Source organism: Asanoa sp. NPDC049573 (assembly GCF_040676615.1).
In the GTDB taxonomy this organism is placed as follows: domain Bacteria; phylum Actinomycetota; class Actinomycetes; order Mycobacteriales; family Micromonosporaceae; genus Asanoa.
Genome location: NZ_JBFAPI010000012.1, coordinates 1 through 26,756, shown reverse-complemented (window position 1 = coordinate 26,756; position 26,756 = coordinate 1). Strand labels below are relative to the sequence as shown.

Annotated in this window: 23 protein-coding genes; 20 read left to right on the top strand and 3 right to left on the bottom strand. The window is 71.8% G+C overall.

From position 1 onward, the window contains the following. Positions 1-6: 6 nt before the first annotated feature. From AB0J74_RS24775 to AB0J74_RS24765, 3 genes are read left to right on the top strand one after another with little or no spacing between them, the layout of a single operon-like run. Positions 7-1,032 (top strand): NAD-dependent epimerase/dehydratase family protein, encoded by a 1,026-nt coding sequence (locus AB0J74_RS24775; protein WP_363451811.1) that lies wholly within the window; start codon positions 7-9, stop codon positions 1,030-1,032. Next, on the top strand, positions 1,029-2,447 hold the full coding sequence (locus AB0J74_RS24770) for a hypothetical protein (protein ID WP_363451809.1): 1,419 nt from the start codon (positions 1,029-1,031) through the stop codon (positions 2,445-2,447). The genes AB0J74_RS24775 and AB0J74_RS24770 overlap by 4 nt, the downstream gene beginning before the upstream one ends. Beyond that, complete coding sequence (locus tag AB0J74_RS24765; RefSeq protein WP_363451807.1) at positions 2,444-4,024, top strand: hypothetical protein; 1,581 nt, start codon at positions 2,444-2,446, stop codon at positions 4,022-4,024. Before AB0J74_RS24770 ends, AB0J74_RS24765 begins: the two co-directional genes overlap by 4 nt. 7 nt (positions 4,025-4,031) lie before the next feature. Here the strand turns inward: AB0J74_RS24765 and AB0J74_RS24760 are convergent, their stop codons facing one another. Continuing rightward, complete coding sequence (locus AB0J74_RS24760) at positions 4,032-4,727, bottom strand: methyltransferase domain-containing protein (RefSeq protein ID WP_363451805.1); 696 nt, start codon at positions 4,725-4,727, stop codon at positions 4,032-4,034. 95 nt (positions 4,728-4,822) lie between these two features. Here AB0J74_RS24760 and AB0J74_RS24755 point away from each other — a divergent pair, with 95 nt between their 5' ends. The 12 genes from AB0J74_RS24755 (at position 4,823) to AB0J74_RS24700 (ending at position 19,744) form a co-directional block, all read left to right on the top strand. Continuing rightward, positions 4,823-6,190, top strand: a complete 1,368-nt coding sequence (locus tag AB0J74_RS24755) for a hypothetical protein (protein ID WP_363451803.1) — start codon at positions 4,823-4,825, stop codon at positions 6,188-6,190. Beyond that, complete coding sequence (locus tag AB0J74_RS24750; RefSeq protein ID WP_363451801.1) at positions 6,172-8,952, top strand: YfhO family protein; 2,781 nt, start codon at positions 6,172-6,174, stop codon at positions 8,950-8,952. Before AB0J74_RS24755 ends, AB0J74_RS24750 begins: the two co-directional genes overlap by 19 nt. Positions 8,953-9,035: 83 nt before the next feature. Further along, on the top strand, positions 9,036-10,037 hold the full coding sequence (gene argC / locus AB0J74_RS24745) for an N-acetyl-gamma-glutamyl-phosphate reductase (protein WP_363451799.1): 1,002 nt from the start codon (positions 9,036-9,038) through the stop codon (positions 10,035-10,037). Then, positions 10,034-11,209, top strand: a complete 1,176-nt coding sequence (argJ, locus tag AB0J74_RS24740; protein ID WP_363451797.1) for a bifunctional glutamate N-acetyltransferase/amino-acid acetyltransferase ArgJ — start codon at positions 10,034-10,036, stop codon at positions 11,207-11,209. Before argC ends, argJ begins: the two co-directional genes overlap by 4 nt. Continuing rightward, positions 11,206-12,099 (top strand): acetylglutamate kinase, encoded by an 894-nt coding sequence (argB, locus tag AB0J74_RS24735; RefSeq protein WP_363451795.1) that lies wholly within the window; start codon positions 11,206-11,208, stop codon positions 12,097-12,099. The genes argJ and argB overlap by 4 nt, the downstream gene beginning before the upstream one ends. Further along, complete coding sequence (locus AB0J74_RS24730) at positions 12,096-13,250, top strand: acetylornithine transaminase (protein ID WP_363451793.1); 1,155 nt, start codon at positions 12,096-12,098, stop codon at positions 13,248-13,250. Before argB ends, AB0J74_RS24730 begins: the two co-directional genes overlap by 4 nt. After that, complete coding sequence (gene argF, locus AB0J74_RS24725) at positions 13,247-14,173, top strand: ornithine carbamoyltransferase (protein ID WP_363451791.1); 927 nt, start codon at positions 13,247-13,249, stop codon at positions 14,171-14,173. The genes AB0J74_RS24730 and argF overlap by 4 nt, the downstream gene beginning before the upstream one ends. Next, positions 14,170-14,676: an arginine repressor gene (locus AB0J74_RS24720; protein ID WP_363451789.1), complete on the top strand. Its 507-nt coding sequence runs from the start codon at positions 14,170-14,172 to the stop codon at positions 14,674-14,676. Before argF ends, AB0J74_RS24720 begins: the two co-directional genes overlap by 4 nt. Further along, positions 14,676-15,887 (top strand): argininosuccinate synthase, encoded by a 1,212-nt coding sequence (locus AB0J74_RS24715; RefSeq protein WP_363451787.1) that lies wholly within the window; start codon positions 14,676-14,678, stop codon positions 15,885-15,887. Before AB0J74_RS24720 ends, AB0J74_RS24715 begins: the two co-directional genes overlap by 1 nt. Positions 15,888-15,895: 8 nt before the next feature. Next, the gene (argH, locus tag AB0J74_RS24710) at positions 15,896-17,344 is read left to right on the top strand and encodes an argininosuccinate lyase (RefSeq protein WP_363452226.1); all 1,449 of its coding nucleotides are present in this window, start codon (positions 15,896-15,898) and stop codon (positions 17,342-17,344) included. A gap of 84 nt (positions 17,345-17,428) precedes the next feature. Next, the gene (locus AB0J74_RS24705; RefSeq protein WP_363451785.1) at positions 17,429-18,034 is read left to right on the top strand and encodes a DNA-3-methyladenine glycosylase; all 606 of its coding nucleotides are present in this window, start codon (positions 17,429-17,431) and stop codon (positions 18,032-18,034) included. A gap of 90 nt (positions 18,035-18,124) precedes the next feature. Further along, positions 18,125-19,744 carry a family 10 glycosylhydrolase gene (locus tag AB0J74_RS24700; protein ID WP_363451783.1) on the top strand — a complete coding sequence of 540 codons (1,620 nt, stop codon included), beginning with the start codon at positions 18,125-18,127 and terminating at the stop codon, positions 19,742-19,744. Between the two features lie 42 nt (positions 19,745-19,786). On the opposite strand, the gene AB0J74_RS24695 is transcribed toward AB0J74_RS24700, so the two are convergent. Next, positions 19,787-20,380: a TetR/AcrR family transcriptional regulator gene (locus AB0J74_RS24695; protein ID WP_363451781.1), complete on the bottom strand. Its 594-nt coding sequence runs from the start codon at positions 20,378-20,380 to the stop codon at positions 19,787-19,789. 61 nt (positions 20,381-20,441) lie between these two features. Here AB0J74_RS24695 and AB0J74_RS24690 point away from each other — a divergent pair, with 61 nt between their 5' ends. From AB0J74_RS24690 to AB0J74_RS24680, 3 genes are read left to right on the top strand one after another with little or no spacing between them, the layout of a single operon-like run. Beyond that, positions 20,442-21,857: a DHA2 family efflux MFS transporter permease subunit gene (locus AB0J74_RS24690; protein WP_363451779.1), complete on the top strand. Its 1,416-nt coding sequence runs from the start codon at positions 20,442-20,444 to the stop codon at positions 21,855-21,857. 33 nt (positions 21,858-21,890) lie between these two features. Continuing rightward, the gene (locus tag AB0J74_RS24685) at positions 21,891-22,250 is read left to right on the top strand and encodes a PadR family transcriptional regulator (protein ID WP_363451777.1); all 360 of its coding nucleotides are present in this window, start codon (positions 21,891-21,893) and stop codon (positions 22,248-22,250) included. Then, complete coding sequence (locus tag AB0J74_RS24680; protein ID WP_363451774.1) at positions 22,243-22,935, top strand: hypothetical protein; 693 nt, start codon at positions 22,243-22,245, stop codon at positions 22,933-22,935. Before AB0J74_RS24685 ends, AB0J74_RS24680 begins: the two co-directional genes overlap by 8 nt. Positions 22,936-23,346: 411 nt before the next feature. Here the strand turns inward: AB0J74_RS24680 and AB0J74_RS24675 are convergent, their stop codons facing one another. After that, the gene (locus AB0J74_RS24675) at positions 23,347-23,850 is read right to left on the bottom strand and encodes an HSP20 family small heat-shock protein (RefSeq protein ID WP_363451771.1); all 504 of its coding nucleotides are present in this window, start codon (positions 23,848-23,850) and stop codon (positions 23,347-23,349) included. Positions 23,851-24,304: 454 nt separating this feature from the next. Between AB0J74_RS24675 and AB0J74_RS24670 the strand changes: the two genes are divergently transcribed. Continuing rightward, the gene (locus AB0J74_RS24670) at positions 24,305-24,943 is read left to right on the top strand and encodes an FKBP-type peptidyl-prolyl cis-trans isomerase (RefSeq protein WP_363451769.1); all 639 of its coding nucleotides are present in this window, start codon (positions 24,305-24,307) and stop codon (positions 24,941-24,943) included. 42 nt (positions 24,944-24,985) lie between these two features. Beyond that, entirely contained in the window at positions 24,986-26,245 is a 1,260-nt protein-coding gene (tyrS, locus tag AB0J74_RS24665) for a tyrosine--tRNA ligase (protein ID WP_363451767.1), read from the top strand. Positions 26,246-26,756 lie beyond the last annotated feature (511 nt).

Sequence of the window (26,756 nt, the reverse complement as noted above, 5' to 3'; positions counted from 1 at the left end):
CTCGCAGTGGCAAAGGTCCTGGTTACCGGTTCGGCCGGGTTCATCGGCGGGTATGTGGTCGAGGAACTGCTCGGCCGCGGTCACGAGGTGGTCGGCCTCGACAACTACTCGAAGTACGGCCCGGTGTCGCGCAGTTACGACGACCACCCGCGCTACCACTTCGTCGAGGGCGACGCGCGCGACGTCGACCTGATGACCAAGTTGCTCATGGACTGCGACCACCTCATCGCGGGCGCCGCGATGATCGGTGGCATCTCCTACTTCCACGCCTACGCCTACGACCTGCTGGCCACCAACGAGCGGATCATGGCCTCCTCGTGTGACGCGGCGATCGCGGCACACCGCGACGGCAAGCTCAAGAAGGTCACCTACATGTCGTCGTCGATGGTCTTCGAGTCGACCGAGACGTGGCCGAGCAAGGAGGGCGACGAGCGCAAGGTGCCGCCGCCGCTGTCGTCCTACGGCTTCCAGAAGCTCGCGGTCGAGTACTACGCGAGGGCCGCCTGGGACCAGTACCAGCTGCCCTACACGATCGTGCGCCCGTTCAACTGCGTCGGCGTCGGTGAGGGCCGGGCTCTGGGCGAGGTCGAGGTGCTGTCCGGCAACGTCAAGCTGGCGATGTCGCACGTCGTCCCCGACCTGGTGCAGAAGATCGTCAAGGGCCAGGACCCGCTGCACATCCTCGGCTCCGGCGACCAGGTCCGGCACTACACCTACGGCGGTGACCTCGCCCGCGGCATCGTCGTCGCGATGGAGCACGAGGCCGCCACCAACGACGACTTCAACCTCTCTACCGCCGAGTCGACCACCGTGCTCGACCTGGCCGAGGTGATCTGGCGCAAGATCAAGGGCCCCGACGTGCCGTTCCAGGTCGTTTCCGACGACCCCTACGAGTACGACGTGCAGAAGCGCGTGCCCGACGTGACCAAGGCCCGCGAGGTCCTCGGTTTCGAAGCCACGACCAGCCTCGAGACCATGCTCGACGAGGTCATCCCCTGGGTCACCCAGGCCGTGCACGACGGTCGGCTGTGAGCCTGGCCGAGGCCACCGAGGCCGGTCGCCAGCCCGCGGGCTCGGCGGCCGGCGGTTCGCCGCCGCGCGGTGCCTGGATCCGGTCGCTGTTCCCGGAGCCGGCCGCCGCCGGCCCGTCCGCCCGGGCGCTGCTGCTCGGCGTCCTCGGCTTCCTGGCCCTGATGGGGGTCAGCATCTCCCGCACCGGCGGCCCGGGCGCGCTCAACTCGACCTGGATCGAAGACGCCAAGCGCTTCCTGACCGGCGCGCTGGGTTCCCAACCGGCCCGCGAGGTCGTGTTCACCCCGTTCAACGGCTACCTGCACGTCGGGCCGCGGCTGTCCGCCGAGATCGCCACGCTGTTCGGCGTGCGCTGGGCGGCGCCGGTGCTCACGCTGATCGCGGTCGCCCTGATCACCACGGCCGCCGCGGTCGCCTACACCGCCAGCGGCCGCTTCTTCCAGCAGTGGTGGCTGCGCGCGCTGGTCGCGGTGCCGGTGGTGATGGTGCCGGTCGGCCACACACAGGCCGACAACGACATCGCCACCGTGCAGTTCTTCGCCTTCTACGCGCTGTTCTGGGCGCTGCTCTGGCGTCCGCGTACCCCGGTCGGCAAGGTCGTCGTCGTTGCCGTCGCGCTCTACACCACGACCAGCAGCATCCTGCCGGTCGTGCTGCTGCCGCTGTTGCTGCTGCGGCTCTGGGCGGTGCGCGACTGGGTGACCCGGGCCGTGGCCGTGGCCTACCTCTTCGGGCTCGGGCTGCAGGGCTATTTCATGCTCACCGGTGACTCGAGCCGGGCCGGCGTCGGTCGACCCCGCTACAACCCGCTGTGGCTGCTCAAGGAATACGCCGACAGCGCGGTGCCGCGGGCCGTGCTCGGCGAGAAGTGGCTCGGCGGTCCCGGCACCGACATCAGCGGCTGGCCGGTCCCGTGGACGATCAGCGGCGCCGCCCACCTCGTGCTGACGCTGGTCGCCTGGGCGCTCGTGGCCACGGTCGTGGTGCTCGCCGTGCGCCGGGTGACCAACCCGCACTGGCCGCTGGCCGTCGCCGCGATCGTCTCCGGCGGGCTGTTCTTCGCCGCCGCGGTCTCCAACATGGGTTGGACCCAGCCGCGCTACGTGATCCCGGTGGCCCTGCTGCTCTACGTGGCCCTCGTCGCGCTGCTCCGGCCGGTGCCCGCGGCCGCGCCGGCGGCGACGGACGCGCGCCCGCGACTGGCCACCCGGGTGCCGGTCTTCGGCCTCGTCGTCCTGCTGGCCGTGGTCTGTGCCGTCAACCTGCGTGGTCCCAACGGGCGCTCGACCAGCCAGGGCTGGGACGAGACCGTCCGCCAGGCGACGGCGGCCTGTGCCGCCCAGCCCGGGAAGCCGTGGTTCGACTACAGACACACCTGGTGGACGGTCAGGATCCCCTGTAGACGACTGCGGTGACCACCAGCGTCCGGGGCGGTTCGTGGGGCAGGCGCGGGATCCGGCTGCTCGAAGGGCTCCCGCCGCTCGCGCTGATCGCGGCCACGCTGGCCATCCACGACGTGCGGGCGGCGCTGGCCCTGCCCTACTGGCTCGACGAGGCGTGGGTCGCCGCTTCGGTCCGGTTCCCGCTCGGTGACCTGTCGGCGGTGACCGGGTCGACACCGGTGGGCTGGACCGCGCTGTTGCGTCTCGTGCCCGACGTCGACGACCTCCGGTTGGTGCCGATCGGCTTCCTGGTGCTCTCGGTGCTGGCCGGCTACGCGCTGGCGGCCGTGCCGCGCTGGCCGTCGCCGGCCCACCGGGTCGTCGCCGGGCTGGTCACCGGCCTCGCGGTCGCGTTGCTGCCGGCCCAGCAGGTGCGCCACGACCTCAAGCAGTACACCGCGGACGCCACGGTCGCGTTGCTCCTGCTGACGGTCGGCGGGCTGGTCGAGGCCTCCTACTCGCGGCGGCGGCTGGGCCTGCTGCTGGCGACGTTCACCCTCGGGACTCTGATCAGCCACCCGACCGTGCTGGTCGGCGGCTGCGTGGCCGGCGCGCTGGTCATCACCGCGCTGGTCCGCGGCCAGCGCCGGCAGGCCGTCGAGGCCGCGGTCACCGGTGCGCTGATGCTGGCGGTGTCCGCGGCCGCCTATGTCGGGCTGGCCCGCAACGGAGCCAACGGCGCGATGGAAAGCTTCTGGGAGCCCTTCTTCCCGACCTTCGGGCAGCTGCCCGGCTTCCTCGGCGGCAGGCTGACGGGCCTGCGGCCGTTCCTCGGCATGCCCTGGCCGCTGCTGCTCCTGCTGGCCGCCGCCGGTCTGGTCACCGTCGCCCGGTCGGGGCGACCGGCACTGGCCCTGGCCGGTGCCCTGCTGCTCCCGGCCGGCGTGCTGGCCGGGTTGGCCCACCGTTACCCGCTGCTCGACCTGCGCACGTCACACTTCCTGCTGGTCTGCCTGACCGCCTTCGCGGCGCTCGGCGTCGTCGGCATCGCCACGTCGGCCGGCGGCCTACTGGCCCGCCGTTCGCGGGCTGGTGCGACGGCCGTCGCCGCCGTGCTGGCCCTCGCGACGCTCGGCGGCTACCTCTGGGCGACCGCGGACTGGTTGCGGTTCAACGGCAACGACCCGGAACTGGGCGTACGCGTCTCGGCGACGTCGGAGGACACCCGGCGACCGACCGCGTACGTCTGGGCGAACCGCCGACCGGGCGACATCGTGCTGGTCAGCGGTTCGGCGATGTTCGGGTTCGCGTTCTACTGGCCGGAACGACCGGGTCACCGCCCCGACCCGAACTCGGCGGTCGGCTGGCGGCCGACGTACGCCGACGACGCGATCGTGGTCAGTGGCGGTCGCGACCCGGCCGCGATCCACGCGGCCGTGCTGGAAGCGATCGGGTTGGCCGACAAGTCGAGCCCCGAGGCGGTCGTCTGGGTGATCCGGTCACACCAGTCCGAGGAGGAGAAGGCGGCCTGGAAGGCCGAGTTCGCCGATCTGACGGTGCGGTCGACGCCGTCCGGCCGCGAGCCGGCAGTGCGGATCGTGAACTGGTAGGCCGGGCTCAGCGGGGCATCGGCCGGCGGGCCACGACGAACATCTGCCGGCCGAACACCCGCCACGCCGGCCGCAGTCGCAGGTAGGCGCGGACGAACGCGGGCCGCACCCGCACCGGGGAGTCCTTCACCGTGTAGGGCAGGAAGCGGGGGATCACCTCGTCGGTCTCGAAGCCGGCCAGCCCCAGCCCCTCGACCAGGCTCAGGTGGGTCAGCGGCAGGTGGTGGTCGAAATAGTCCCAGTAACGCTGGCCGACGAAGCGCAGGTTGGGCATCAGCACCAGCAGCCGGCCGCCCGGTCGCAGGATCCGCCGCGTCTCGCCGAGGGTGCGCAGCAGGGCCCGCTTGTCGGGCAGGTGCTCGAAGAAGTTCGAGGTGAACACGACGTCGGCGGTGCCGTCGTCGATCGCCGCGATGTCGTCGCTCGGTGCGACCACCACGTCGGCGTCGACGGCGAACTTGGGGGTGTCGGGGTTGAGGTCGACGGCGATCTTCCGCTTGGCCCGGATCGCGTTGCTGAACTCGCACGTGCCGGCGGCCAGGTCGACGACCGTGTCGTCGGGATCGACGTAGCGGTCGAAGAAGCCGCGGCAGAGTGCTTCCCACAGCACGCGCTTGCTCTCCAGCTCGGCCGCGTCGAAGCGGTCGTCGTAGAGCTGGGCCAGTTCGTCGCCGGACAGGTCGGTCTCGTTGCAGACGGCCATTCGGGCCACTGTAGTGGTGGTCGGCGACAGCCGAAAGTCGAGCGTCGATGGGCCGGGTACCCCGCGCGCGCCCGAATCGCGTATGGTCCGGCGCTGTGACCGTCGACGAGCGGGTCAGCGGGCCGGGAGAAGCCTCGGCACCGGCACCGCGGACACCGGCCGCGACGCTGTTTCCCGAGTCCTCCGCCACCGGCGTCGCGGGGCTCCGTCGACCGCTCGGGCTGGCCGTGCTTCTCTGCGGCGTCATCTACCCGGCCTGGCGCACCTCCGGCGTCGGCGCCTGGGACACGGTGTGGGCCGAAGACGGTGCCAACTTCCTCGGCGACGCCGCCAACCGCTCCCTCGTCGACGCGATCACCACCACCATCAACGGCTACTTCTGCGTCTACAGCCGACTGGTGGCCGAGGTGGTCACCAGCTTCCCGGTCTCCTGGTGGGCCGCCGTCAACACGGCGCTGGTGATCGGCAGCACGCTGGGCCTGGCCGCGATCGTCTACCGGTGCGCCGCCGGCTTCCTGCCGCACCCCGCGCTGCGGCTGTTCGTGGCGGCGCCGGTGGTGTTGCAGTGGGTGGCCAACGGCGAGGCCGTCAACAACAACGCCACGCTCCAGTTCCCGATGCTCTACACGCTGTTCTGGATCCTGCTGGCGGTGCCGCGCACCCGGTTCGGCCGGATCGGCGCACCGGTCGCGGTCGCGCTCGCGGCGTTGACCAGCACCCTGGCCGTCGTGTTCCTCCCGTTGGCGCTGCTGCGGGCCGCCGTCCGCCGGGACCGGTCCGGTATCGCCGCCGCCTGCGCGCTGGTCGTCGGCATCGGCATCCAACTGGCCGGGCTCGCCTCCGGCAAGGCCGACCGCGGGGGCATCGGCCATACCCGCGTCGACCCGCTGTGGGTGGGCGGCTCGGTGTTCGACCGGCTGCTGCCGCAGACGTTCTTCGGCGAGCGCTGGATCACCCACCCGATCAGCACCGTGTCCGACCACCCGTGGCTGATCGCGGCCGCCCTGGTGCCGCTGCTCGGCGCCGGCGCCGGCGCGCTGCTGCGCCGGCGACAGCCGGGTGGGCCGCGGATCACGCTGGCCGTGCTGGCCCTGCTGCACGCCGCCGGCCTCTACGCGGCCGAGGCGATGCTGCTGGGCCGGGTGCCCAACCGCTATCTGGTCGCGCCGTCGATGCTGATCGTCGTCGCCCTCGTCGCGCTGCTGCGGCCACGGGCCGGCGCCGGGCCGGCCGGGTGGGCACCACTGGTCGTCCTCGGCCTGTTGCTCGCGGTCACCTCGGTCGCCAACTACCGGGTCGTTCACCAGATCCGTACGCCATCGACGCCCAGCTGGTCGGCACAGGTCCACACCGCCAGGCACGCGTGCCGCGCCCATTCCTCCGCAGCTGAGGCGATACTGTTGTCCGGTCCGCGCGGAGCTCCCTACGGGCAGGTACACATCCCATGCGACCGGCTGCGTTGACCACGTCAGCAGACCAGGACCGCGACAGCGCCGAGGCCGGTGCACCGTCGCGCGCCGGCCTGGGCCGACTCGTCGACCGGGTGGCCCTGGCCGCGGTGGTGCTCTTCGCGCTGGTCGGCATCGGCACCCCGCTGCTCGGCCTGACCACCTTGGCCAACACCGACCTGCTCGTCTCCGGCAGCCCCTACGCCGGCGCCGGCCTGTCGCAGCCCGAGGTCACCAGCACCATCGCCAACGACATCGTCGCCTCGGTGCTGCCCGGCACGTCGCTGTTCGCCGAGCAACTCAAGCAGGGCCACCTGGCCGCGTGGAACCCTTACGTCGGCGGCGGCGGGGTGCTCGGGTCGGTGCCCAACTACGCCGTACTGTCGCCGCTGACCCTGCCCTACTACGTGCTGCCGTCGTCGATGGCGCCCGCGTTCGTCAAGCTGCTCGAGATCCTGGTCGCCGCCGGCGGCTGCTACCTGTTCCTGCGCCGGCTCCGGCTGGGCAGGGCCGCGGCGCTGCTCGGCGGCCTGGCGTTCGTGACCAGCGCGTTCATGATCGTCTGGACCAACTGGCCGCAGACCCGGGTCGCGGCATTCATCCCGGCGGTCTTCTGGGCCACCGAGCGGCTGGTCACCGAACGGCGGGTCCGCGACGGCGCGCTGCTCGCCGTCGCACTGGCCTGCATGCTGTTCGGCGGCTTCCCGGCGGTCACCGGCTACACGGTGCTGACCGCGGGCGGCTATCTGGTGGTGCGGGCGCTGGCCCAGGGCCGGAGGCGGGCCGTCGCGCCGATCCTCGCCGCCGCCGGCGCGGTGGCCGGCGCCGTCATGATCACCGCTATCCAGTTGCTGCCGTTCGTGGCCTCGATGCAGAACGCCAAGCTCAGCTACCGCGGCCAGACAGGCGCCGACCACCTCGAGCCGGCCGCGTTGATCACGTCGTGGGCGCCGTGGTCGCTCGGCCGGGTCAACAGCTTCGCGCTGCAGCACAACGCCGTCGAGGCGCTCTCGTACGTGGGCGCCGCCGGCCTGGTGCTGTTCTTCCTGGCCGTCGCGCTGCCGGCGGCCGCCCGCTCGTTCCTGCCCCGCGGCGTCTGGACCTACCTGGTCGCCGCCACCGTGGTCTGGGCCGCGTTGATCTACCTCGGCGGCCCGCCGCTGTCGATCCTGCAGAAGCTGCCCGTCCTGTTCGCCGACAACTTCGTCGGCCGGGCCCGCAGCGTGCTCGGCTTCCTGATCGCGATGCTGATCGCGGTCGGCTTCGAGATCGCGCTGCGCAAGGCCAAGGCCGCCGAGTTGCCGGCGGCACACCGGCGCTGGGCGATCGGCGTCGGCGCGGTCGGCGTGCTCGCGCTCGCGCTGACCCTCTTCGACGGCTGGCGGGTGGTCGCCGCTCCCGGCAGCGACCTGCGACCGCTCAGCTTCGCGGTGCGCTGCGCGGCCGGGCTGGCAATCATCGCGGCCACCGCGCTCGCCCTGTGGTCGCTCTGGCGGCCATCCGTCCGGCGGCGTTGGCTGACTCCGGCCGCGGCGGTCGCGGTGCCGCTGCTGGTCCTGGTGCAGGCGCTGTTCACGGTCTATGGCTACTGGCCGCGGGTCGACCGCGACACCTGGTACCCGCAGACCGACGTGCACCGTTACCTGGCCGCCAACCTGGGCCACGACCGGTTCGCGTCCGCCGACGGCGGCATGTATCCGGGTGCTGACAGCGCGGCCGGGCTGCGCTCGCTGACCGGCGAGGGGTTCTTCGACAAGCGGTTCGCGCAGACCGTGCAGGGGCTGCCCGGCGAGAAGTTCGGCACCACGCTGCTGCGGCTGCCGGCCACCCAGGAGATGGCGCAGAGCCCGGTCCTCGACCGGCTCTCGGTGCGCTATTTCGTCACCACCCCGCAGGCGCGGATCTTCGGGCCCGAGCGGATCACCGCCGGTGACGGGTCGACGGTCACGCTCCGGCCGGGCCGGCCGCAGTCCGTCGACCTGCCGGTCACCGGCCCGGTCCGCGGCGTCGCCGTGACCCTGCCGGCCGCCGCGCCGAAGACCGCCCGGATCGACGTCAGCGTGCGCGACCGCCAGGGCCACGAACTGGCCAAGGGCAGCCGGCTGCTGCGCGACACCCAGGCCGGCCGGCCCAGCTACGTCGCGGTCGCCGGCGACGACATCCCGGCCGGCACCCCGACCGTCGCCGTGGTCGGCGTCGACGAACCGCTCACCGTCGCCGCTGCCGGCGCGGCGCCGGCCGTCTCGGTCGTCGGCTCGGCCGCCGACGGATTGAAGATCGCGTACGCCGGAAACTCGGTCGTCTGGAGCCGCGCCACCGCGCTGCCGCGGATCCGCTGGGCCAGCGGCGTCTACGTGGGAGCCACCCCGGCGGCCCGGATGTCTGCCCTGACCGGTCCCGGCCTGCGGCCCGACGAGGTGGTGCTCGACAGCGCGCCGCCGGTGGCGCCGGCGGGCCGGCCGGCCACGGTCGAGGTGACCGACGACGGCACCGACGACATCGCCGCCCGGGTCGGCGCGCAGGGCGCCGGCTACCTGGTCGTCGCCGACGCGCTGCAGCACGGCTGGGTGGCGACCGTCGACGGCGCTCCGGCCCCGCTGGTGCCGGCCGACAACGGCCTGGTGGCGGTGGCCGTGCCGGAAGGGACCCACACGGTGCGGCTCGGTTACCGGATGCCCATGCACAACGTCGGTGCCTGGCTGTCCGGATTCAGCCTGGTCGTGCTGATCGGCATCGGCGCCGGCGTGCTGATCCGCCGCCGTCGTCCGAACGCGTGATTGGCCATACACCCGACTGCATGATCTTGCGATCCGCGAGCGGGTGCTGATACCGTTCTCCGCATAGACATGCGGAGGTTGACATGGGCATCCGGGTCGCGGTGGCCGGGGCGAGTGGGTACGCGGGCGGCGAGCTCGTCCGCCTGATCGCCGGGCACCCCGAGCTCGACCTCGTCGCCGTCACCGCGCACAGCCAGGCCGGCGCGCCCCTGTCGGCCGTCCACCCGCAGCTCGCGGGGCTCGGCCTGACCCTCACCGCCACCGACCCGGCCGCGCTGGCCGACGCCGACCTGGTGTTTCTGGCCCTTCCGCACGGCGAGTCGGCGGCCGTGGCGGCCCAGCTGCCCCAGTCGGTCCGGGTCGTCGACCTCGGCGCCGACTTCCGGCTCTCCGACGCACGGGCGTGGGCCAGCTACTACGGCGGCCCGCACGCCGGCACCTGGACCTACGGGCTGCCGGAGCTGCCCGGCCAGCGCGCGGCGATCGCCGCGGCCACCCGGGTCGCCAACACCGGGTGCTACGCCGCGACGATCACGCTGGCCCTCGCGCCGCTGATCGCGGCCGGCGCGGTCGAGGACGACGACGTCGTCGTGGTCGCGGCCTCGGGCACCAGCGGCGCCGGCCGCGCGGCGAAGCCGCACCTGCTGGCCACCGAGGTGATGGGCGACCTGTCCACCTACAAGACCGGCGTGCACCAGCACGTGCCGGAGATCAAGCAGGCCAGCGGCGCCCGCTCGCTGTCGCTGACCCCGCTGCTGGCGCCGATGCCGCGCGGCATCCTGGCCACCGTCACCGCCCGGCCGACCGGTGTGGCCGACGCCGCCGACGTGCTCGCGGCCGCGTACGCCGGTGAACCGTTCGTCACGGTGTTGCCCTCGGGCGTCTTCCCGCGCACTGCGGCCACCCTCGGCTCCAACGCCTGCCACCTGCAGGCCACTGTGGACCGCGACTCCGGCCGGGTGATCGTGGTCAGCGCGCTCGACAACCTCGGCAAGGGCGCCGCCGGCCAGGCCGTGCAGTGCGCCAACCTCATGCTCGGCCTGCCGGAGACCGCCGGCCTGTCCGCTTTCGGAGTCATGCCATGACTGTTACGGCACCCAAGGGCTTCCGCGCGCACGGCGTGGCGGCGGGTCTCAAGTCGGTGGCCGGCGTGCTCGACGTCGCGGTCGTCGTCAACGACGGCCCCGACGCGACCGCCGCCGGTGTGTTCACCGCCAACCGGGTCAAGGCGGCGCCGGTGCTGTGGAGCGAGCAGGTCGTGCGCGGGGGAGTGGTGCGCGCCGTCGTGCTCAACTCGGGCGGCGCCAATGCCTGCACCGGTCCGCTCGGCTTCCAGGACACCCACACCACCGCCGAGCAGACCGCCGCGCTGGTCAGCGAGCACGCGCCGCGGCTGCTGATCGGTGCGAGCGAGGTCGCGGTCTGCTCGACCGGGTTGATCGGCGAGCGGCTGCCGATGGACAAACTGCTTCCGGGCGTACGCGCGGCGGTCAAGGGCCTGGCCCGCGACGGCGGCGACGCGGCGGCGCGGGCCATCATGACCACCGACACGCGGCCGAAGTCCACTGTGGTCGACGGCGGCGGCTGGCGGGTCGGTGGCATGGCCAAGGGCGCCGGCATGCTCGCGCCGGCGATGGCCACGATGCTCTGCGTGCTGACCACCGACGCGGTCGCCGGCACCGACACGCTCGACGCGGCGCTGCGGGAGGCCACCCGGCTCACCTTCGACCGGGTCGACTCCGACGGCTGCATGTCGACCAACGACACCGTGCTGCTGCTGGCCAGCGGCGCCAGCGGGATCGAGCCGACCGTCGAGGAGCTGACCACCGCGGTGACCGCGGCCTGCCGCGACCTGTGCGACCAACTCGTCGACGACGCCGAGGGCGCGACCAAGAAGGTGGCCATCGAGGTCACCGGCGCTGCCTCCGACGACGACGCGGTCGAGGTCGGGCGCGCGGTCGCCCGCAACAACCTGGTGAAGACCGCGCTGTTCGGCAACGATCCCAACTGGGGCCGGATCCTGGCCGCGGTGGGCACCACGGCCGCCACGTTCGAGCCCGACCGACTCGACGTCGCCGTCAACGGCGTCTGGGTCTGCCGCGCGGGCGGGGCCGCCGAGGATCGCTCCAAGGTGGACCTCACCGGCCGTGACGTGACCGTCAAGGTCGAGCTGCACGCCGGCGAGGCCGCGGCGACCATCTGGACCAACGACCTGTCACACGGGTACGTGCACGAGAACTCGGCCTACTCGACATGACGGCGTCCCTGTCCCGCGACCTGAGCGACGCACAGGTCAAGGCCGCGACGCTGATCGAGGCGCTGCCCTGGCTGGCGCGCTTCCACGGCGCGACCGTCGTCGTCAAATACGGCGGCAACGCGATGGTCGACCCCGAGCTGCAGCGGGCCTTCGCCGCCGACATGGTCTTCCTGCGCTACGCCGGCCTCAAGCCGGTCGTCGTGCACGGCGGCGGCCCGCAGATCTCCTCGATGCTGGCCCGGCTGGGCATCGTCACCGAGTTCCGCGGTGGCCTGCGGGTCACCACGCCCGAGGCGATGGACGTGGTGCGGATGGTGCTGGTCGGCCAGGTCGGCCGCGAGCTGGTGGGCCTGATCAACGAGCACGGCCCGTTCGCCGTCGGGCTCTCCGGCGAAGACGCCCGGCTGTTCACCGCGGTGCGCCGCCCGGCGTTCGTCGACGGCGAGGCGGTCGACGTCGGCCAGGTCGGTGACGTCGCGACGGTCGACACCTCGGCGGTCACCGACCTGATCGCGGCCGGCCGGATCCCGGTCATCTCCACGGTCGCGCCCGACGTCGACGGCGTGCTGCACAACCTCAACGCCGACACGGCGGCGGCCGCGCTGGCCATCGCGCTGGAGGCCCGCAAGCTGGTCGTGCTGACCGATGTCGCCGGCCTCTACGCCGACTGGCCCGACACCGGCAGCCTGGTCTCCCAGATCACCTCCGCCGACCTGGAGCGGCTGCTGCCGAGCCTGGCGGCCGGCATGGTGCCGAAGATGGAAGCCTGCCTGCGCGCGGTCCGCGGCGGTGTGCCGGCCGCGCACGTGGTCGACGGCCGGGTCGCCCACTCCACGCTGCTCGAAGTGTTCACGTCGGAAGGTTTCGGAACCATGGTGGTGAACGCATGACCCTGGTCGACCGCTGGCAGCGGTCCATGATGGACAACTACGGCACGCCGCCGCTGGCGCTGGTGCGCGGCGCCGGCGCGGTGGTCACCGACGAGGCCGGCCGATCCTATGTCGACATGTTCGGCGGCATCGCGGTCAACGCGCTCGGCCACGCCCACCCCGCGGTGGTCGAGGCGGTCAGCCGCCAGGTCGCCACCCTCGGCCACGTCTCCAACCTCTTCGTCGCCGAGCCGCCGGTCGCCCTGGCCGAACTGCTGCTGGCGCTGGCGGGCCGGCCGGGCCGGGTGTTCCTGTGCAACTCCGGTGCCGAGGCCAACGAGGCCGCCTTCAAGCTCTCCCGGCTGACCGGCCGCGGCCACGTGGTCGCCACCCAGGGCGGCTTCCACGGCCGCACGATGGGCGCGCTCGCGCTGACCGGGCAGCCCGCCAAGGCCGACCCGTTCCGCCCGCTGCCCGGCGAGGTCACCCACGTGCCGTTCGGCGACGCCGCGGCGCTCGCGGCCGCCGTCACGGGCGAGACCGCGATGGTCATCCTGGAGCCGATCCAGGGCGAGAACGGCGTGATCGTGCCGCCGCCCGGATACCTGGCCGCGGCCCGCGAGATCACCACGAAGCACGGCGCGCTGCTGGTGCTCGACGAGGTGCAGACCGGCATCGGCCGCACCGGCCACTGGTTCGCACACCAGGCCGACGGCGTCGAGCCCGACGTGATCACGCTGGCCAAGGGGCTCGGCGGCGGGCTACCGCTGGGTGCCTGCGTCGCGTTCGGCGCGGCCGGCGACCTGCTGGCGCCGGGCCAGCACGGCACCACGTTCGGCGGCAACCCGGTCAGCTGCGCCGCCGCGCTCGCCGTGATCGGCACGATCGCCAACGAGGGCCTGCTCGACTCGGTCAAGCGGGTCGGCGAGCGGCTCCGCCGCGGCATCGAGGCGCTCGACCACCCGCTGGTCGCCGAGGTGCGCGGCGAAGGCCTGCTGCTGGGCATCGTGCTCACCTCGCCCGTGTCCGGTGAGCTGGCCGGCCGGCTCCGCGATGCCGGCTTCCTGGTCAACCCCGTGCAGCCCGACGCGATCCGGCTGGCGCCCCCGCTGATCCTGACCGCTGACCAGGCCGACGCCTTCGTCTCCGCCCTTTCCGAGGTACTCGCATGACCAGGCATTTCCTCCGCGACGACGACCTGACGCCGGCCGAGCAGTCGGCAGTGCTCGACCTGGCGGCCACCATGAAGGCCGACCGGTTCAAGTTCCGCACGCTCGACGGGCCGCAGTCGGTCGCGGTGCTGTTCGACAAGCAGAGCCTGCGCACCCGGGTGTCGTTCGCGGCCGGCATCGCCGAACTGGGCGGCAACCCGATCGTGATAGACAGCGGCGGCACGCACGCGGGCCGCGGCGAGACCGCCGCCGACACCGCGCGGGTGCTGTCCCGCTACGTCTCCGCGATCGTGGTCCGCACGTACGCCGACAGCCACCTCGCCGAGATCGCCGCCGGCTCCACCGTGCCGGTCGTCAACGCGCTCACCGACGGCTTCCACCCGTGCCAACTGCTCGCCGACCTGCTGACCGTGCGCGAACGCTGCGGCGGCACCCACGGGCGGGTGCTGGCCTACCTGGGGGACACCGGCAACAACATGTCCCACTCCTACCTGCTGGCCGGCGCCACCGCCGGGATGCACGTGCGGGTCGCCGGCCCCGACGCGCACACGCCCGACCCGGCGGTGCTCGAGCGGGCCACCCAGATCGCGGCGCAGACCGGCGGCTCGGTGCGCACGATGACCGACCCCTACGTCGCCGTCCAGGGCGCCGACGTGGTGGCCACCGACACCTGGACCTCGATGGGGCAGGAAGACGACGGCTACGACCGGATGGCGCCGTTCCTGCCCTACCGGATCGACGCCGACCTGGTGGCCGAGGCCGCCGCGCACGCCGTCGTGCTGCACTGCCTGCCCGCCCACCGCGGCCACGAGATCACCGACGAGGTGCTCGACGGCTCCCAGAGCGCGGTCCTCGACCAGGCCGAGAACCGCCTCCACGCGCAGAAGGCCCTACTCGCGTTCCTGCTGGGTGAGTCGGCATGACGTCGCCGGTCACCCGCGCGGCGCGGCACGCCCGGATCGTCGAGCTGATCCGGGCCAAGGCGATCCGCTCGCAGACCGAGCTGGCCGAGTTGCTGGCCGGCGACGGGCTGGTGGTCACCCAGGCGACGCTGTCCCGCGACCTCGAGGAGCTGCGCGCGGTCAAGGTGCGCGGCGCCGACGGCCCGGCCGCCTACGTGATCCCCGAAGACGGCGTGCGACCGCTGCGCGACGCGGAGGCCGCGTCGGCCCGGCTGATCCGCCTGCTGCGCGAACTGCTCACCGGGGTCGACGCGAGCGGCAACATCGCCGTGCTGCGAACCCCGCCCGGTGCGGCGCAGTTCCTCGCCAGCGCGCTGGACCGCACCGGGCTTCCCGAGGTCGTCGGCACCATCGCCGGCGACGACACCATCCTCGTCGTCTCTCGTGACGCCATGGGCGGAGCCGCCCTGGCCGACAAGCTTTCCGGCTGGGCCGGAGAACCACTCGAAGGGAGCACCACCTGATGACCGAGCGCGTCGTCCTCGCATACTCCGGAGGTCTCGACACCTCCGTCGCCATTCCATACCTCGCCGAGAAGACCGGCGCCGAGGTGATCGCCGTGGCGGTCGACGTCGGCCAGGGCGGCGAGGACATGGCCGTGATCCGCCAGCGGGCGATCGACTGCGGCGCGGTCGAGTCCGAGGTGGTCGACGCGCGCGACGAGTTCGCCGCCGACTACTGCCTGCCCGCCATCCGCGCCAACGCGCTCTACATGGACCGCTACCCGCTGGTCTCGGCCCTGTCCCGGCCGCTGATCGTCAAGCACCTGGTGGCCGCGGCGCGCAAGCACGGCGGCACGATCGTCTCGCACGGCTGCACCGGCAAGGGCAACGACCAGGTCCGCTTCGAGGTGGGCCTCGGCGCGCTCGCGCCCGAGCTGAAGGTGGTCGCCCCGGCCCGCGACTTCGCCTGGACCCGGGACAAGGCGATCGCGTACGCGGAGGAGAAGGGCCTGCCGATCGACGTGTCGGCGAAGTCGCCGTACTCGATCGACCAGAACCTCTGGGGTCGCGCCGTCGAGACGGGCTTCCTGGAGGACATCTGGAACGCCCCGATCGAAGACGTCTACTCCTACACCGCCAACCCGGCCGAGCCGCGCGACCCCGACGAGGTCGTGATCACCTTCGACGCCGGCGTGCCGGTCGCGATCGACGGCGAGACCGTGACGCCGTTCCAGGCCGTCGCCGAGCTCAACCGGCGCGCCGGTGCCCAGGGCGTCGGCCGCCTCGACATGGTCGAGGACCGGCTGGTCGGCATCAAGAGCCGCGAGGTCTACGAGGCGCCCGGGGCGATCGCGCTGATCACCGCGCACCAGGAGCTCGAGGCGGTCACCGTCGAGCGGGACGTGGCCCGGTTCAAGAAGGGCGTCGACCAGCGCTGGGCCGAACTGGCCTACGACGGGCTGTGGTTCTCGCCGCTCAAGGCGTCGCTGGACGCGTTCATCGACGAGAGCCAGAAGTTCGTCAGCGGCGAGGTGCGGCTGACCCTGCACGGCGGCCGCGCGGTCGTCACCGGCCGGCGCTCGGAGTCGTCGCTCTACGACTTCGGCATGGCCACCTACGACACCGGCGACACGTTCGACCAGTCGCTGGCCAAGGGCTTCGTGCAGCTCTGGGGCCTGCCGTCGCGGATGGCGGCCGCCCGGGATGCCCGGTTCGGTGGCCCGTCGGCGTGACCGACACAATGGTGTCCGTGACTGATCACGATCCTGGTGCGTCGCGAACCAGCCTGTGGGGCGGCCGGTTCGCCGGCGGCCCCGCGGAAGCGCTGGCCCGCCTGTCGGTGAGCGTCCAGTTCGACTGGCGCCTCGCGCCCTACGACCTGGCCGGGTCCCGGGCACACGCCCGGGTGCTCGCGCACGCCGGGTTGCTCGACGCCGAGGAGCTGGGCCAGATGCTGGCCGCGCTCGACGACCTGGAGGCCGCCTGCGCCTCCGGGTCGTTCCGGCCGACGGTCGACGACGAAGACGTGCACACCGCGCTCGAACGCGGGTTGCTCGAACGGCTCGGCTCGCTCGGCGGCAAGCTGCGGGCCGGCCGGTCCCGCAACGACCAGGTCGCCACCGACCTGCGGCTGTATCTACGCGATCACGCGCGCGGTGTCGCCGCCCGGCTGGTCGAGCTGGCCGGGGCGCTGGTCGAGCAGGCTGCGCAGCACGTCGAGACCCCGGCGCCGGGTATGACGCACGTGCAGCACGCCCAGCCGGTCACCTTCGGGCACTGGCTGCTGGCGCACGTGCAGCCGCTGCTGCGCGACCTCGACCGGCTCCGCGACTGGGACAAGCGCACCGCGATCTCGCCGCTCGGCGCCGGCGCGCTGGCCGGCTCGTCGCTGCCGCTCGATCCGGTGGTGGTCGCCAAGGAGCTGGGCTTCACCACGTCGGCGGCCAACTCGATGGACGCCGTCGCCGACCGCGACTTCGTGGCCGAGTTCCTGTTCATCACCGCGCTGGCCGGGGTGCACCTGTCCCGGCTCGGCGAGGAGGTGGTGCTCTGGACCTCGCAGGAGTTCGGCTGGGTCGAGCTCGACGACGCCTTCGCGACCGGCTCGTCGATCATGCCGCAGAAGAAGAACGCCGACATCGCCGAACTGGCCCGCGGCAAGTCCGGCCGGCTGGTCGGCGGTCTCGTCACGGTGCTGACCATGCTCAAGGGCCTGCCGCTGACCTACGACCGCGACATGCAGGAGGACAAGGAGCCGGTCTTCGACGCGGTCGACACGCTCGAACTGCTGCTGCCGGCGCTGGCCGGGATGATCGCGACGATGACCGTACGTTCCGACCGGCTCGCGGCCGCCGCACCGGTCGGCTTCACCCTGGCCACCGAGGTGGCCGACTGGCTGGTCCGGCGGGGTGTCCCGTTCCGCGACGCGCACGAGGTGACCGGCAAGCTGGTCTCGCTGTGCGTGGCCCGCGACTGCGCGATGGACGAACTCTCGGACGACGACCTGCGTCAGGTCAGCCCGCTGCTGGACCCCGAGGTGCGCACGGTCCTGTCGGTCGAGTCGGCGCTCGCGTCGCGGACCACGCCGGGCTCGACCGGCCCGGGCCCGGTCGCCGACCAGTTGGCGTCCGTGCAGGACAAGCTGGAAGGCTGGCGGGAGTGGGCCGCGCAGCGCGTCGTGCCGCGCTGAGCCGACCTCGAGCCGGTCACGACCGGCCGCACGGTGACGCTCGCCGGTCGCGGCGGCCGGCCCGGGCTGTGATCTGATCGCCTGGTGGAGGATCTGCGAGAGGTGCTGACCAGGGGAGGCGACCAGGCGGCGCGCGAGCTGCTCGGGTGTCACCTGTCCGCGGGCGGGGTCACCGTCCGGCTGACCGAGGTCGAGGCCTACGCGGGGACAGGGGAAGACCCGGCCTCGCACGCCCACCGCGGCCAGACCACCCGCAACGCGATCATGTTCGGCCCGGCCGGGTTCGCCTACGTCTACTTCACCTACGGCATGCACTGGTGCATGAACGTGGTCACCGGCACCCCCGGTGTGGCCTCGGCGGTGCTGCTGCGGGCCGGCGAGGTGGTGTCCGGGCTGGACGCCGCTCGGGCCCGCCGCACCGCCGTGCGCCGCGACGTCGACCTGGCCCGCGGCCCGGCCCGGCTCTGCTCGGCGCTGGGTATCGACCGCTCGGCCTATGGGCTCGACCTGCTCGACCGGGCCAGCCCGGTGCGACTGTCCTGGGGACCGGACCCTGTCCCGCCGACGGCCATCGCGGCCGGACCCCGGGTCGGCGTGACCGGCGCACACGACCTGGAGTGGCGGTTCTGGATCGCCGGCGACCCGACGGTCAGCGCCTACCGCCGGCACGTACCCAGGACACGTATTTAAGTAGGTCTTGCTTTCGGGTGCCCTTCCCGTGAAGATTTCCTTCAGTGGATTGTCACTGACGGCGAAAATCTTCAATGGAGGTACGCACGTATGACACGCCCCCTCGGCGCGGCGTTGAGCGCTGCCGTGCTGACCGTCTCGTTGCTCGCCGTCGCGCCCGCGCCGGCGTCCGCCGCACCCACGCGGTCGTCGACCGACTGCGTGACCAACCCGGCCGCGCCCAAGCGTGAGTTCCGGGCCATGTGGATCTCGTCGGTGGTCAACATCGACTGGCCGACCAAGGCGTCGCAGACCGCGCCGGACCGGATCGCCGCGCAGAAGGCCGAATACCTCGGCTGGCTCGACCTGGCACAGCGGCTGCACCACACCGCGGTGATCGTGCAGGTCAGGCCCACCGCCGACGCGTTCTGGCCGTCGCCGCACGAGCCCTGGTCGGAGTTTCTCACCGGCGTCCGCGGCCAGGACCCGGGCTGGGACCCGCTGGCCTTCCTGATCGACGAGGCGCACAAGCGCAACCTCGAGTTCCACGCCTGGATGAACCCCTACCGCGTGTCGATGCCCGACGGTGCCGGCGTCGACATCAACAAGCTGGCGCCCGACCACCCGGTGCGGCAACACCCCGACTGGGTGCAGGCCTACCCGGTCAACGCCGCCGGCGCCCGGCTCTACTACAACCCCGGCATTCCTGAGGTACGCGCGTTCGTGCAGACCGCGATGCTCGACGCGGTGGCCCGCTACGACGTCGACGGCGTGCACTTCGACGACTACTTCTACCCCTACCCGGCGGCCGGCCAGGACTTCGCCGACGACGCGACGTTCGCCGCGTACAACCGGGGCTTCACCGACAAGGCCGACTGGCGGCGCGACAACATCAACCTGCTGGTGCGCGAGTTCGGCGCGGCCGTCAAGCGGGTCAAGCCGTGGGTGAAGTTCGGAATCAGCCCGTTCGGCATCTGGCGCAACAAGACCGCCGACCCGCTCGGCTCCGACACGGCCGGGTCGCAGTCCTACGACATCATCTCCGCCGACACCCGCAAGTGGGTCAAGGAGGGGTGGATCGACTACATCGTGCCGCAGATCTACTGGAGCATCGGGTTCACGGTGGCCGACTACGCCAAGCTGATCCCGTGGTGGTCCGACGTGGTCGCCGGCACCGACGTGCAGCTCTACATCGGTGAGGCCGACTACAAGATCGCCGCCAACGCCGACACCAACTGGAACGACCCCCGCGAGATGACCGACCACCTGGCGTTCGCGCAGGACTACAACGTCTCCGGGCACGTGCACTTCAGCGCGGTGCAGGTGCGTGCCAACAAGCTGGGCGCCACCGACATCTACGCGGCCGAGCACTACGCCCACCCGGCGCTGGTGCCCACGATGACCCACCTGCCGCACAAGCCGCTGATGTTCCCGGTGGTCACCTCGGCCACCCGCGACGGCGCGGGGGCGGTCACCCTGCGCTGGCACCAACCGCTCGACGGGGTCGGGCCATTCGGCAAGGCGACGTCGTACGCCGTCTACCGCTTCGACGGCACGCACGTCCCGAACGCCTGCGACCTGGCCGACGCCACGCACCTGATCGGCACCGTCCGCGCCGACTCCTATGTGGACGCATCGGCCCGACCCGGCCAGCGCTACACCTACGTGGTGACCGCGCTCGACCGGTTGTGGAACGAGAGCCCGATGGGGCTGCCGCGTCCGGTGCGCTGACCCACCGCTCGCCCTGGCCGCCCGTCGAGTGTCGACGGGCGGTCAGTGCTTGTAGCGGCCGCCGTGCTCGAAGCTGTCGATCATCTGGATCATCCACGGCTCCTGGGCGACCGGCTCCGGGCCGATCACCCGCATCGAGGCCAGCACCGTGAGCAGCATGCCGGTGGAGATGAAGTCGCGGGCCTCGGCCGGGGTCGTGCCGGTCAGCTCCTGCACGAGCGTGTAGATGTCGCCGTAGCAGGCGCGGGCCACGCGGCCGATCTCGTCGTCGGCGTTGGCCGCCGCGAACCCGTGCAGCAGCACGGGCAGCAGGTGACGCCGGGCCAGCAGCGTGTCGAAGCCGTTGGCCAGGTCGGCGAGCTGGGCGCCCTCGGCCGGCGCGGCATCCCGGAACGCCTGCTGGATCCGGCCGCTGACGTGCTCGATCACCATGATGAACAGCGCCTTCTTCGAGCCGAAGAGCCGGATGACGTAGGGCTGGGAAACCTCGGCCAGGCGCGCGATGTCGTCGGTTGTCGTGCCGGCGTAGCCACCCTTGGCGAACGCGACGATCGCCGCGTCGATGAGCTGCTCGCTGCGCTCGGCGGCGGTGAGCCGGGTGCGGGTCACGGGATCCTCCTCGAAGTCTGTTGACATGTTATCAGTCGATTACTACTCTCCAAGTTATCAGTGGATAACAACAAGGGGAGCCGCTGTCATGACCACCACCGCCACACCCGTGGCCGCCGCGCCGTCCAGCGCGCGGACCCGTTCGCTGGCCGCCGTGCTGCTCGCGGTCGGTGTGCCGATGTTCATGGTGACGCTCGACAACCTGGTCGTGACCACCGCGCTGCCGGTGATCAAGTCCGAGTTGGGCGCGTCGCTCACCGACCTGTCGTGGTTCGTCAACGCCTACACGCTGCCGTTCGCCGCGCTGCTGCTCACCGCCGCCGCCGTCGGCGACCGGATCGGCCGCCGCCGCCTCTTCGTCGCCGGCATCGCGCTGTTCACCCTCGCCTCGGCCGCCTGCGCGCTGGCCACCGAGCCGTGGATGCTGACCGCCGCCCGCGCGGTGCAGGGCATTGGCGGTGCCGCGGTCATGCCGCTGTCGCTGACGCTGCTCGCGGCCGCCGTACCCGAGAAAATGCGCAACGCCGCGATCGGCATCTGGGGCGGGATCAGCGGCCTCGGCGTGGCGGTCGGCCCGGTCGTCGGCGGCGCGGTCGCCGAGGGCCTGCACTGGACCTGGATCTTCTGGCTCAACGTGCCGGTCGGCGTCGTCGCGATCGTGCTCGTCCGGCTCGTCCTCAACGAGTCGCACGGCGGCGCGCGCAAGCTCGACCCGCTCGGCCTGGTGCTCGTCTCGGTCGGCATGCTCGGCCTGATCTGGGGCGTCGTGCACGGTCAGGACGACGGCTGGACGTCGCTGTCGGTGCTCGGCACGCTGATCGCCGGGGGCGCCCTGCTCGCAACGTTCGTCGGCTGGGAGCGCAAGGCGCCCGCGCCGATGCTGCCGCTGCGCCTGTTCCGCTCGCGGGCCTTCACCTCGGTCAACATCATGGCGTTCCTGTTCTCCGCCGGCGTCTTCGGTTCGGTCTTCCTGCTGGCCCAGTTCTTCCAGGTGGTGCAGGGCTACGGCCCGTTCGGCTCGGGGATCCGCACGCTGCCCTGGACCGCCGCCCCGATGGTGGTCGCGCCGATCGCCGGCCTGCTGGTCGGCCGGGTCGGCCCCCGGGTGCTGATCGTGCTCGGCCAGGCGCTGCTGGCCCTCGGCCTGCTCTGGGTCGCGCTGCAGACCACGGTCGGCGTCGGTTTCGGCTCGGTGGTGCCGGCGTTCGTCCTGGCCGGGATCGGCATGGGGCTGACCTTCGCGCCGATGAGCACGGTCGCGCTGAGCAGCGTCGACCCGGCCTCCCAGGGCGTCGCGTCCGGCACGGTCAACACCGTCCGCGAGTTCGGGGTGGCGGTCGGCGTGGCCGCGCTGGCTTCGGTCTTCGCCGGCCAGGGCAGCTACACCAGCCCGCAGTCGTACGTGGACGGCGTGGTCCCCGCGGTCCTCGTCGGGGCCGCGGTCGTCGGGGCGGCCGCGCTGTCCGCGCTGCTGCTGCCCGGCCGCGAGCGGGCCACTATTTGACGGCGCCTAATAGCGGTCACTAGTATGTCTCGCATGACACCTGTCGAGGGCTCCGAGCGGCAAACCCAGTTGCTGCGCGGCGCCCTCGACATGTGCATGCTCGCGTTGCTGGCCAAGGAGCCGGCGCATGGTTACGAGTTGGTCCGCCGCCTCGACGAGGCCGGTCTGGACGCGGGCGGCTACGGCACGGTCTATCCGCTGCTGACCCGCATGCGCGGCCTGGGCCTGGTCGTCGACGAGGTGCAGGAAAGCCCGAGCGGCCCGCGCCGCAAGGTCTACGCCGTCACCCCGGCCGGCCACCAGCGGCTGGCCGCCTGGCAGGCCCAATGGCAACGGTTCGTCAACACCGTCAACGCGACCCTCGCCGACAACGCAGGAGGCGGCCATGAGTGAGATCCCACTGTGGACGATCGACCAGGCGATGGCCGGGGCCGAGCGCGAATGGCGCCGCCTACATGTGCACCCGGCCGACCTGGCCGGGCTCAGCCGGGACCTGCGTGACGACCTGACCGCGGCCTGGGCCGAAGGGGTCGGTCCGGCGGAGTTGATCGGTACGGATGTGCGCGGTTTCGCTCGCCGCCTGGCCGACGAGGCGCGGGTGGCGCGGGTTCCCTTCGAGTTCCGGCGCTTGCTGCTGACCGCGGTGGTGGGTGCGCTTCCCGGGATCCTGATCGGCTACGCGATCGTCTTCGCGCATATCCCGGTGCCGGCTCTGCAGACGCAGCAGCCGGGGACCGGTGCGGTGCTGACCGCGTACACCGTGCTGGCGGCGCTCGTGGTCGTCTCGTCGCTGCTCACGGTGTGGTTCCGGTTGCGGGACCTGCCGTCGATGGGGCACACCGTCCTCGGGATGGCCTTGCTGGTGCCGCTGGCCGGTGTCCTGGTGACGCCGGTGACGATGGGCTTCGCCGCGCTGGTCGACTACAGCGACGCGTTGCCGGTGGTCGCGATCGAATGCGGCATGGTCGCGGCGGCTCTGGCCGGCGCCACGATCCTCGCGCGCCGCTGGTCACTGCGTGGCTGGACAGCCACCGGCCGCCAGCCCCTCCCGGCGACGCCACCCACGAGCCCGGCCTGACCCGGACGCGGATCCCGACTCGAGCACCGCCGGCGGTTCGGCCGGTGTGGTGAGGTCCGGCCGTCCGGCAGAGCAGGTCGGGCAGTGGGGTCGCCGTCCTGCCGGGGTTCGGCCGCCCGCCGCGCGCGTCGGGCTCCGGTCACGCGGGGTCCGCGTGACGAGGTCGGGCCCGGCCATGCGGGGTCCGCGTGACCCGGGTCGGGCCCGTGGGTCCCGCGTGACCGGGCAGCCCCCGACGCCCCAGTGGCAATCGCGAAGGCGTTCATCGTAAGGCGTCCAGCAGTCGAGAGCCGAGGGTCGGCCCGGGCGCCCGGCTTCCGCAGGTCCGGGTCCGCGGCGGTCGGGCGTCGCAGGTCCGGTCGGCGGCGGTCGGCATTGACGTTGCCCGGCCGCCGCTGTCAGGTCGGGTCGTCAGCGGGAAGCGGTGGCCTGCTGGCGGTCGGTAGCGGCGCCCTCCGCGCCCGTCTCGCCGGAGATCATTTTGTGGCCCTCGTGGGAGCCGACCGCGGTGGATTCGCCGCGGTTGATCTCGATCTTGCGGGGCTTGGCCCGCTCCGCCACCGGGATCGTCAGCGTCAGGACGCCGTCGCGGTAGTCGGCGCGGATCTGTTCGACGTCGAGGCCGTCGCCGAGGACCAGTTGGCGGCTGTAGACGCCCGAGGGCCGCTCGGAGACCAGGTAGGTCGAATCCTCCGGGTCCTCGCGGTGCCGCTCGGCCCGCACGGTCAAGGTGTCGTTCTCCGCGGACACGTCGAGGGACTCCGGGTCGATGCCGGGCTGGTCGAAGCGGCAGACGAACGCCTCGCCGGTGCGCAGGCAGTCCATCGGCATCAGCGATGGCGTGCGCGCGGTGCCGAGCACCTCGGCGGCGAGCCGGTCGAAGTCGCGGAACGGATCGAAACGCAGGGTCTGCATGACCAACACACCTCCATACCTGGTGGGCGACGACTCTGGGTCGTCGTGGAACTCGAGGGATGTCCGGCGTCAGCTCAGTGCCGCCGGTTGGGCGGGCGGCGGTAGTCGAGCCGCGTCCGCCGACGACGGTGGTAATGGGCTGGAACGAGCAGGGCCATCGATGCTCACCTCCAACGGACAGAAAAATTCTATACTCCTCAGACCAGATAATCGCAAGCCCAAAACCCAGACATGTTGGGTACGAGAGTGGAGAAGTACTCCGCCTACGCCGTGGGCCGCGGTGCGGCTGGGCGACACGAAGCTGATCGAACCGCTGGTTGCTGTGACTGGTGTGGCGGGTTGGATTCTCATTCGGACTTGGCCTGTTTTGGCCCTGCCGATGCCCAGCTGGCGCCGGTACCGTGTCCGGAGCGGTCCGGGTCGGCCGGGCACTACCTGTGAGGATTTGACAACCGTGAGCAACCGGGTGGTCGAGACCAGGAACGACCGGAAGGCCGCAGTCAAAGCGGCCCGAAAGGCCGCCGCCGAGCGGGCCGCCAGGGCCAAGCGGCGTCGCCAGCAGCTCGCGGTCGTGCTTGCCGGGCTGGCTGTGGTGGCCATCGTCCTGGCCATCGTGTTGTTCACCAAGGGCGGTGACGACAGTCCCACCGCGTCGTCCGCGGGGGCCGCGCCCAGTGCTTCGGCCGCGGCGCCGGCCGCCAACGGGATCCCGGCCGATGTCGACCCGGCGCTGAAGACCAAGCCTGTCGTGAAGGCGGGGGAGGGCGACGTGACCGCGCTCAAGGTGACGCCGTTGATCGAGGGCAAGGGGCCGGCGGCGCGGAACGGGCAGACCGTCACCGTCAACTACGTGGGCGTGATCTACAAGACCGGCGAGGAGTTCGACGCGTCCTGGAACTCGGGGCAGCCGTTCCCGGTGCAGCTGGGGTCCGGCGGCGTGATCGAGGGCTGGGACAAGGGGCTGGTCGGGGCCAAGGCCGGTAGCCGGCTGCAGCTCGACATCCCCGCCGCGATGGCGTACGGAGACAACGCGCCGTCCGGATACCCGGCGGGGGCGCTGCGCTTCGTCGTCGACGTGCTGTCCGTGCAGTAAACCGGGTGCGGCCGCCGGCGGGTGGTGGGAGACAATCCAGGCGTGAGCGAATTCATCGACGACCTGCTGTGGCGGGGCCTTATCCAGGACTCCACCGACCTCGACGAGCTGCGTAAGCATCTGGACTCGGGGCAGGTGACGTTCTATGTCGGCTTCGACCCCACGGCGCCGAGCCTGCATCTCGGCCACCTGATGCAGGTGCTCACCGCCCGGCGGCTGCAGCTCGCGGGGCACCGGCCGTTGCTGTTGGTTGGCGGGGCCACGGGCCAGATCGGTGACCCGCGGGAGAGCAGCGAGCGCAACCTCAACCCACCTGAGGTGGTGGCCGGGTGGGTCGACAAGATCCGCGAGCAGGTGCGGCCGTTCGTCACCTATGCCGGTGACAACGCGGCGACGCTGGTCAACAACCTGGACTGGACCGGGTCGATGTCGGCGATCAGCTTCCTGCGTGACGTGGGCAAGCACTTTCCGGTCAACAAGATGTTGGCCCGTGAAGTGGTGCGGGCGCGGCTCGAGTCGGGGATCAGTTTCACCGAGTTCAGCTACCAGTTGCTGCAGTCGCACGACTACTTCGAGTTGCACCAGCGGCACGGGTGCACGCTGCAGTTCGGTGGGTCCGACCAGTGGGGCAACATCACCGCCGGGGTCGACTACATCCGCCGGCGGGGTGGCGGGCCGGTGCACGCGTTCGTGACGCCGCTGGTGACCAAGGCCGACGGGACCAAGTTCGGAAAGACCGAGGGTGCCTCGGTCTGGCTCGATCCGCAGCTGACCAGCCCGTACGCCTTCTACCAGTTCTGGCTCAACACCGACGACCGGGACGTGGCGAGCTACCTGCGCTACTTCAGCTTCCGCTCGCACGGCGAGCTCGAGGAACTCGAACGCGCGACGGCCGAGCGGCCGGGGGCCCGGGAGGCGCAGCGGGCCCTGGCGGCGGAGCTGACCACGCTCGTCCACGGTGCCGCCGAGACCGAGCAGGTGCTCGCGGCCAGTCAGGCGCTGTTCGGGCGGGGGTCGCTGGCCGAGCTGGAGGCCTCGACGCTGCGGTCGGCCCTGGCCGAGGCCGGCCTGGTCGAGGTGCGGGGCGAGCTGCCGACGGTGGCGGCGCTGTTCCGGGACTCCGGGCTGGTGGGCAGCCTCAACGAGGCGCGGCGGGCGATCACCGAGGGTGGTGCCTACGTCAACAACGAGCGGGTGTCCGATGTGGAGGCCACGGTGCCCGCGGATGCCTTGCTACACGGGCGATTCCTGGTGTTGCGGCGAGGGAAGCGCACGTTCGCCGGCGTCGAGCGGGTCTCCTGACCGACCTCCGCGGTCGTGTGACGCGGGACGCAGGCCCCCGATTTGACCTTCAACTCGGGGGCTGCGTATCTTTCTCTCTGCACGGCGGGAGCAACACGGAACGATCCGGACAACGGGTCGATTTGGTGAGGCGAAACCGACGGGGTAAGCTTTGCGAGCCGGTAGGGCACCGGGCGAGCATGCGACGAGAGTCGCGGCGGCCGGCCTACCAAATCCCTTGAGCGACGTTCGGCAGGTTGACTGCTGCGCGCCCGCAACGGGGAAACCTGCCCAAGGCATGACAAACCGGGAAACACCGGGTTGACAACGCCAAACGGACCAGGTAACGTAGTAAAAGTGCCCAGCGCGGAAGCGCCGGACACCACAGCGGTAAAACAAAGCCCCACGATGCGGGCTCGGAAACGAGCCAGTTTCATGGTGTGTGTTTGTTCTTTGAGAACTCAACAGGGTGTTTGATAAGCCAGTGCCAATTGTGATTGTTTTGGCATCCGTTAATAATGGTTGCCGGGAC

What these genes read in the sequence shown, in the direction of transcription:
- AB0J74_RS24760 (WP_363451805.1), bottom strand. Translation starts at nt 4,727, where the DNA reads ATGGCCGTCTGCAACGAGACCGACCTGTCCGGCGACGAACTGGCCCAG.
- AB0J74_RS24675 (WP_363451771.1), bottom strand. Translation starts at nt 23,850, where the DNA reads ATGCAGACCCTGCGTTTCGATCCGTTCCGCGACTTCGACCGGCTCGCC.
- AB0J74_RS24730 (WP_363451793.1), top strand. Translation starts at nt 12,096, where the DNA reads ATGACCCTGGTCGACCGCTGGCAGCGGTCCATGATGGACAACTACGGC.
- AB0J74_RS24715 (WP_363451787.1), top strand. Translation starts at nt 14,676, where the DNA reads ATGACCGAGCGCGTCGTCCTCGCATACTCCGGAGGTCTCGACACCTCC.
- argJ (WP_363451797.1), top strand. Translation starts at nt 10,034, where the DNA reads ATGACTGTTACGGCACCCAAGGGCTTCCGCGCGCACGGCGTGGCGGCG.
- AB0J74_RS24680 (WP_363451774.1), top strand. Translation starts at nt 22,243, where the DNA reads ATGAGTGAGATCCCACTGTGGACGATCGACCAGGCGATGGCCGGGGCC.
- AB0J74_RS24685 (WP_363451777.1), top strand. Translation starts at nt 21,891, where the DNA reads ATGACACCTGTCGAGGGCTCCGAGCGGCAAACCCAGTTGCTGCGCGGC.
- AB0J74_RS24690 (WP_363451779.1), top strand. Translation starts at nt 20,442, where the DNA reads ATGACCACCACCGCCACACCCGTGGCCGCCGCGCCGTCCAGCGCGCGG.
- argB (WP_363451795.1), top strand. Translation starts at nt 11,206, where the DNA reads ATGACGGCGTCCCTGTCCCGCGACCTGAGCGACGCACAGGTCAAGGCC.
- AB0J74_RS24720 (WP_363451789.1), top strand. Translation starts at nt 14,170, where the DNA reads ATGACGTCGCCGGTCACCCGCGCGGCGCGGCACGCCCGGATCGTCGAG.
- argH (WP_363452226.1), top strand. Translation starts at nt 15,896, where the DNA reads ATGGTGTCCGTGACTGATCACGATCCTGGTGCGTCGCGAACCAGCCTG.
- AB0J74_RS24695 (WP_363451781.1), bottom strand. Translation starts at nt 20,380, where the DNA reads ATGTCAACAGACTTCGAGGAGGATCCCGTGACCCGCACCCGGCTCACC.
- AB0J74_RS24750 (WP_363451801.1), top strand. Translation starts at nt 6,172, where the DNA reads ATGCGACCGGCTGCGTTGACCACGTCAGCAGACCAGGACCGCGACAGC.
- argF (WP_363451791.1), top strand. Translation starts at nt 13,247, where the DNA reads ATGACCAGGCATTTCCTCCGCGACGACGACCTGACGCCGGCCGAGCAG.
- AB0J74_RS24700 (WP_363451783.1), top strand. Translation starts at nt 18,125, where the DNA reads ATGACACGCCCCCTCGGCGCGGCGTTGAGCGCTGCCGTGCTGACCGTC.
- argC (WP_363451799.1), top strand. Translation starts at nt 9,036, where the DNA reads ATGGGCATCCGGGTCGCGGTGGCCGGGGCGAGTGGGTACGCGGGCGGC.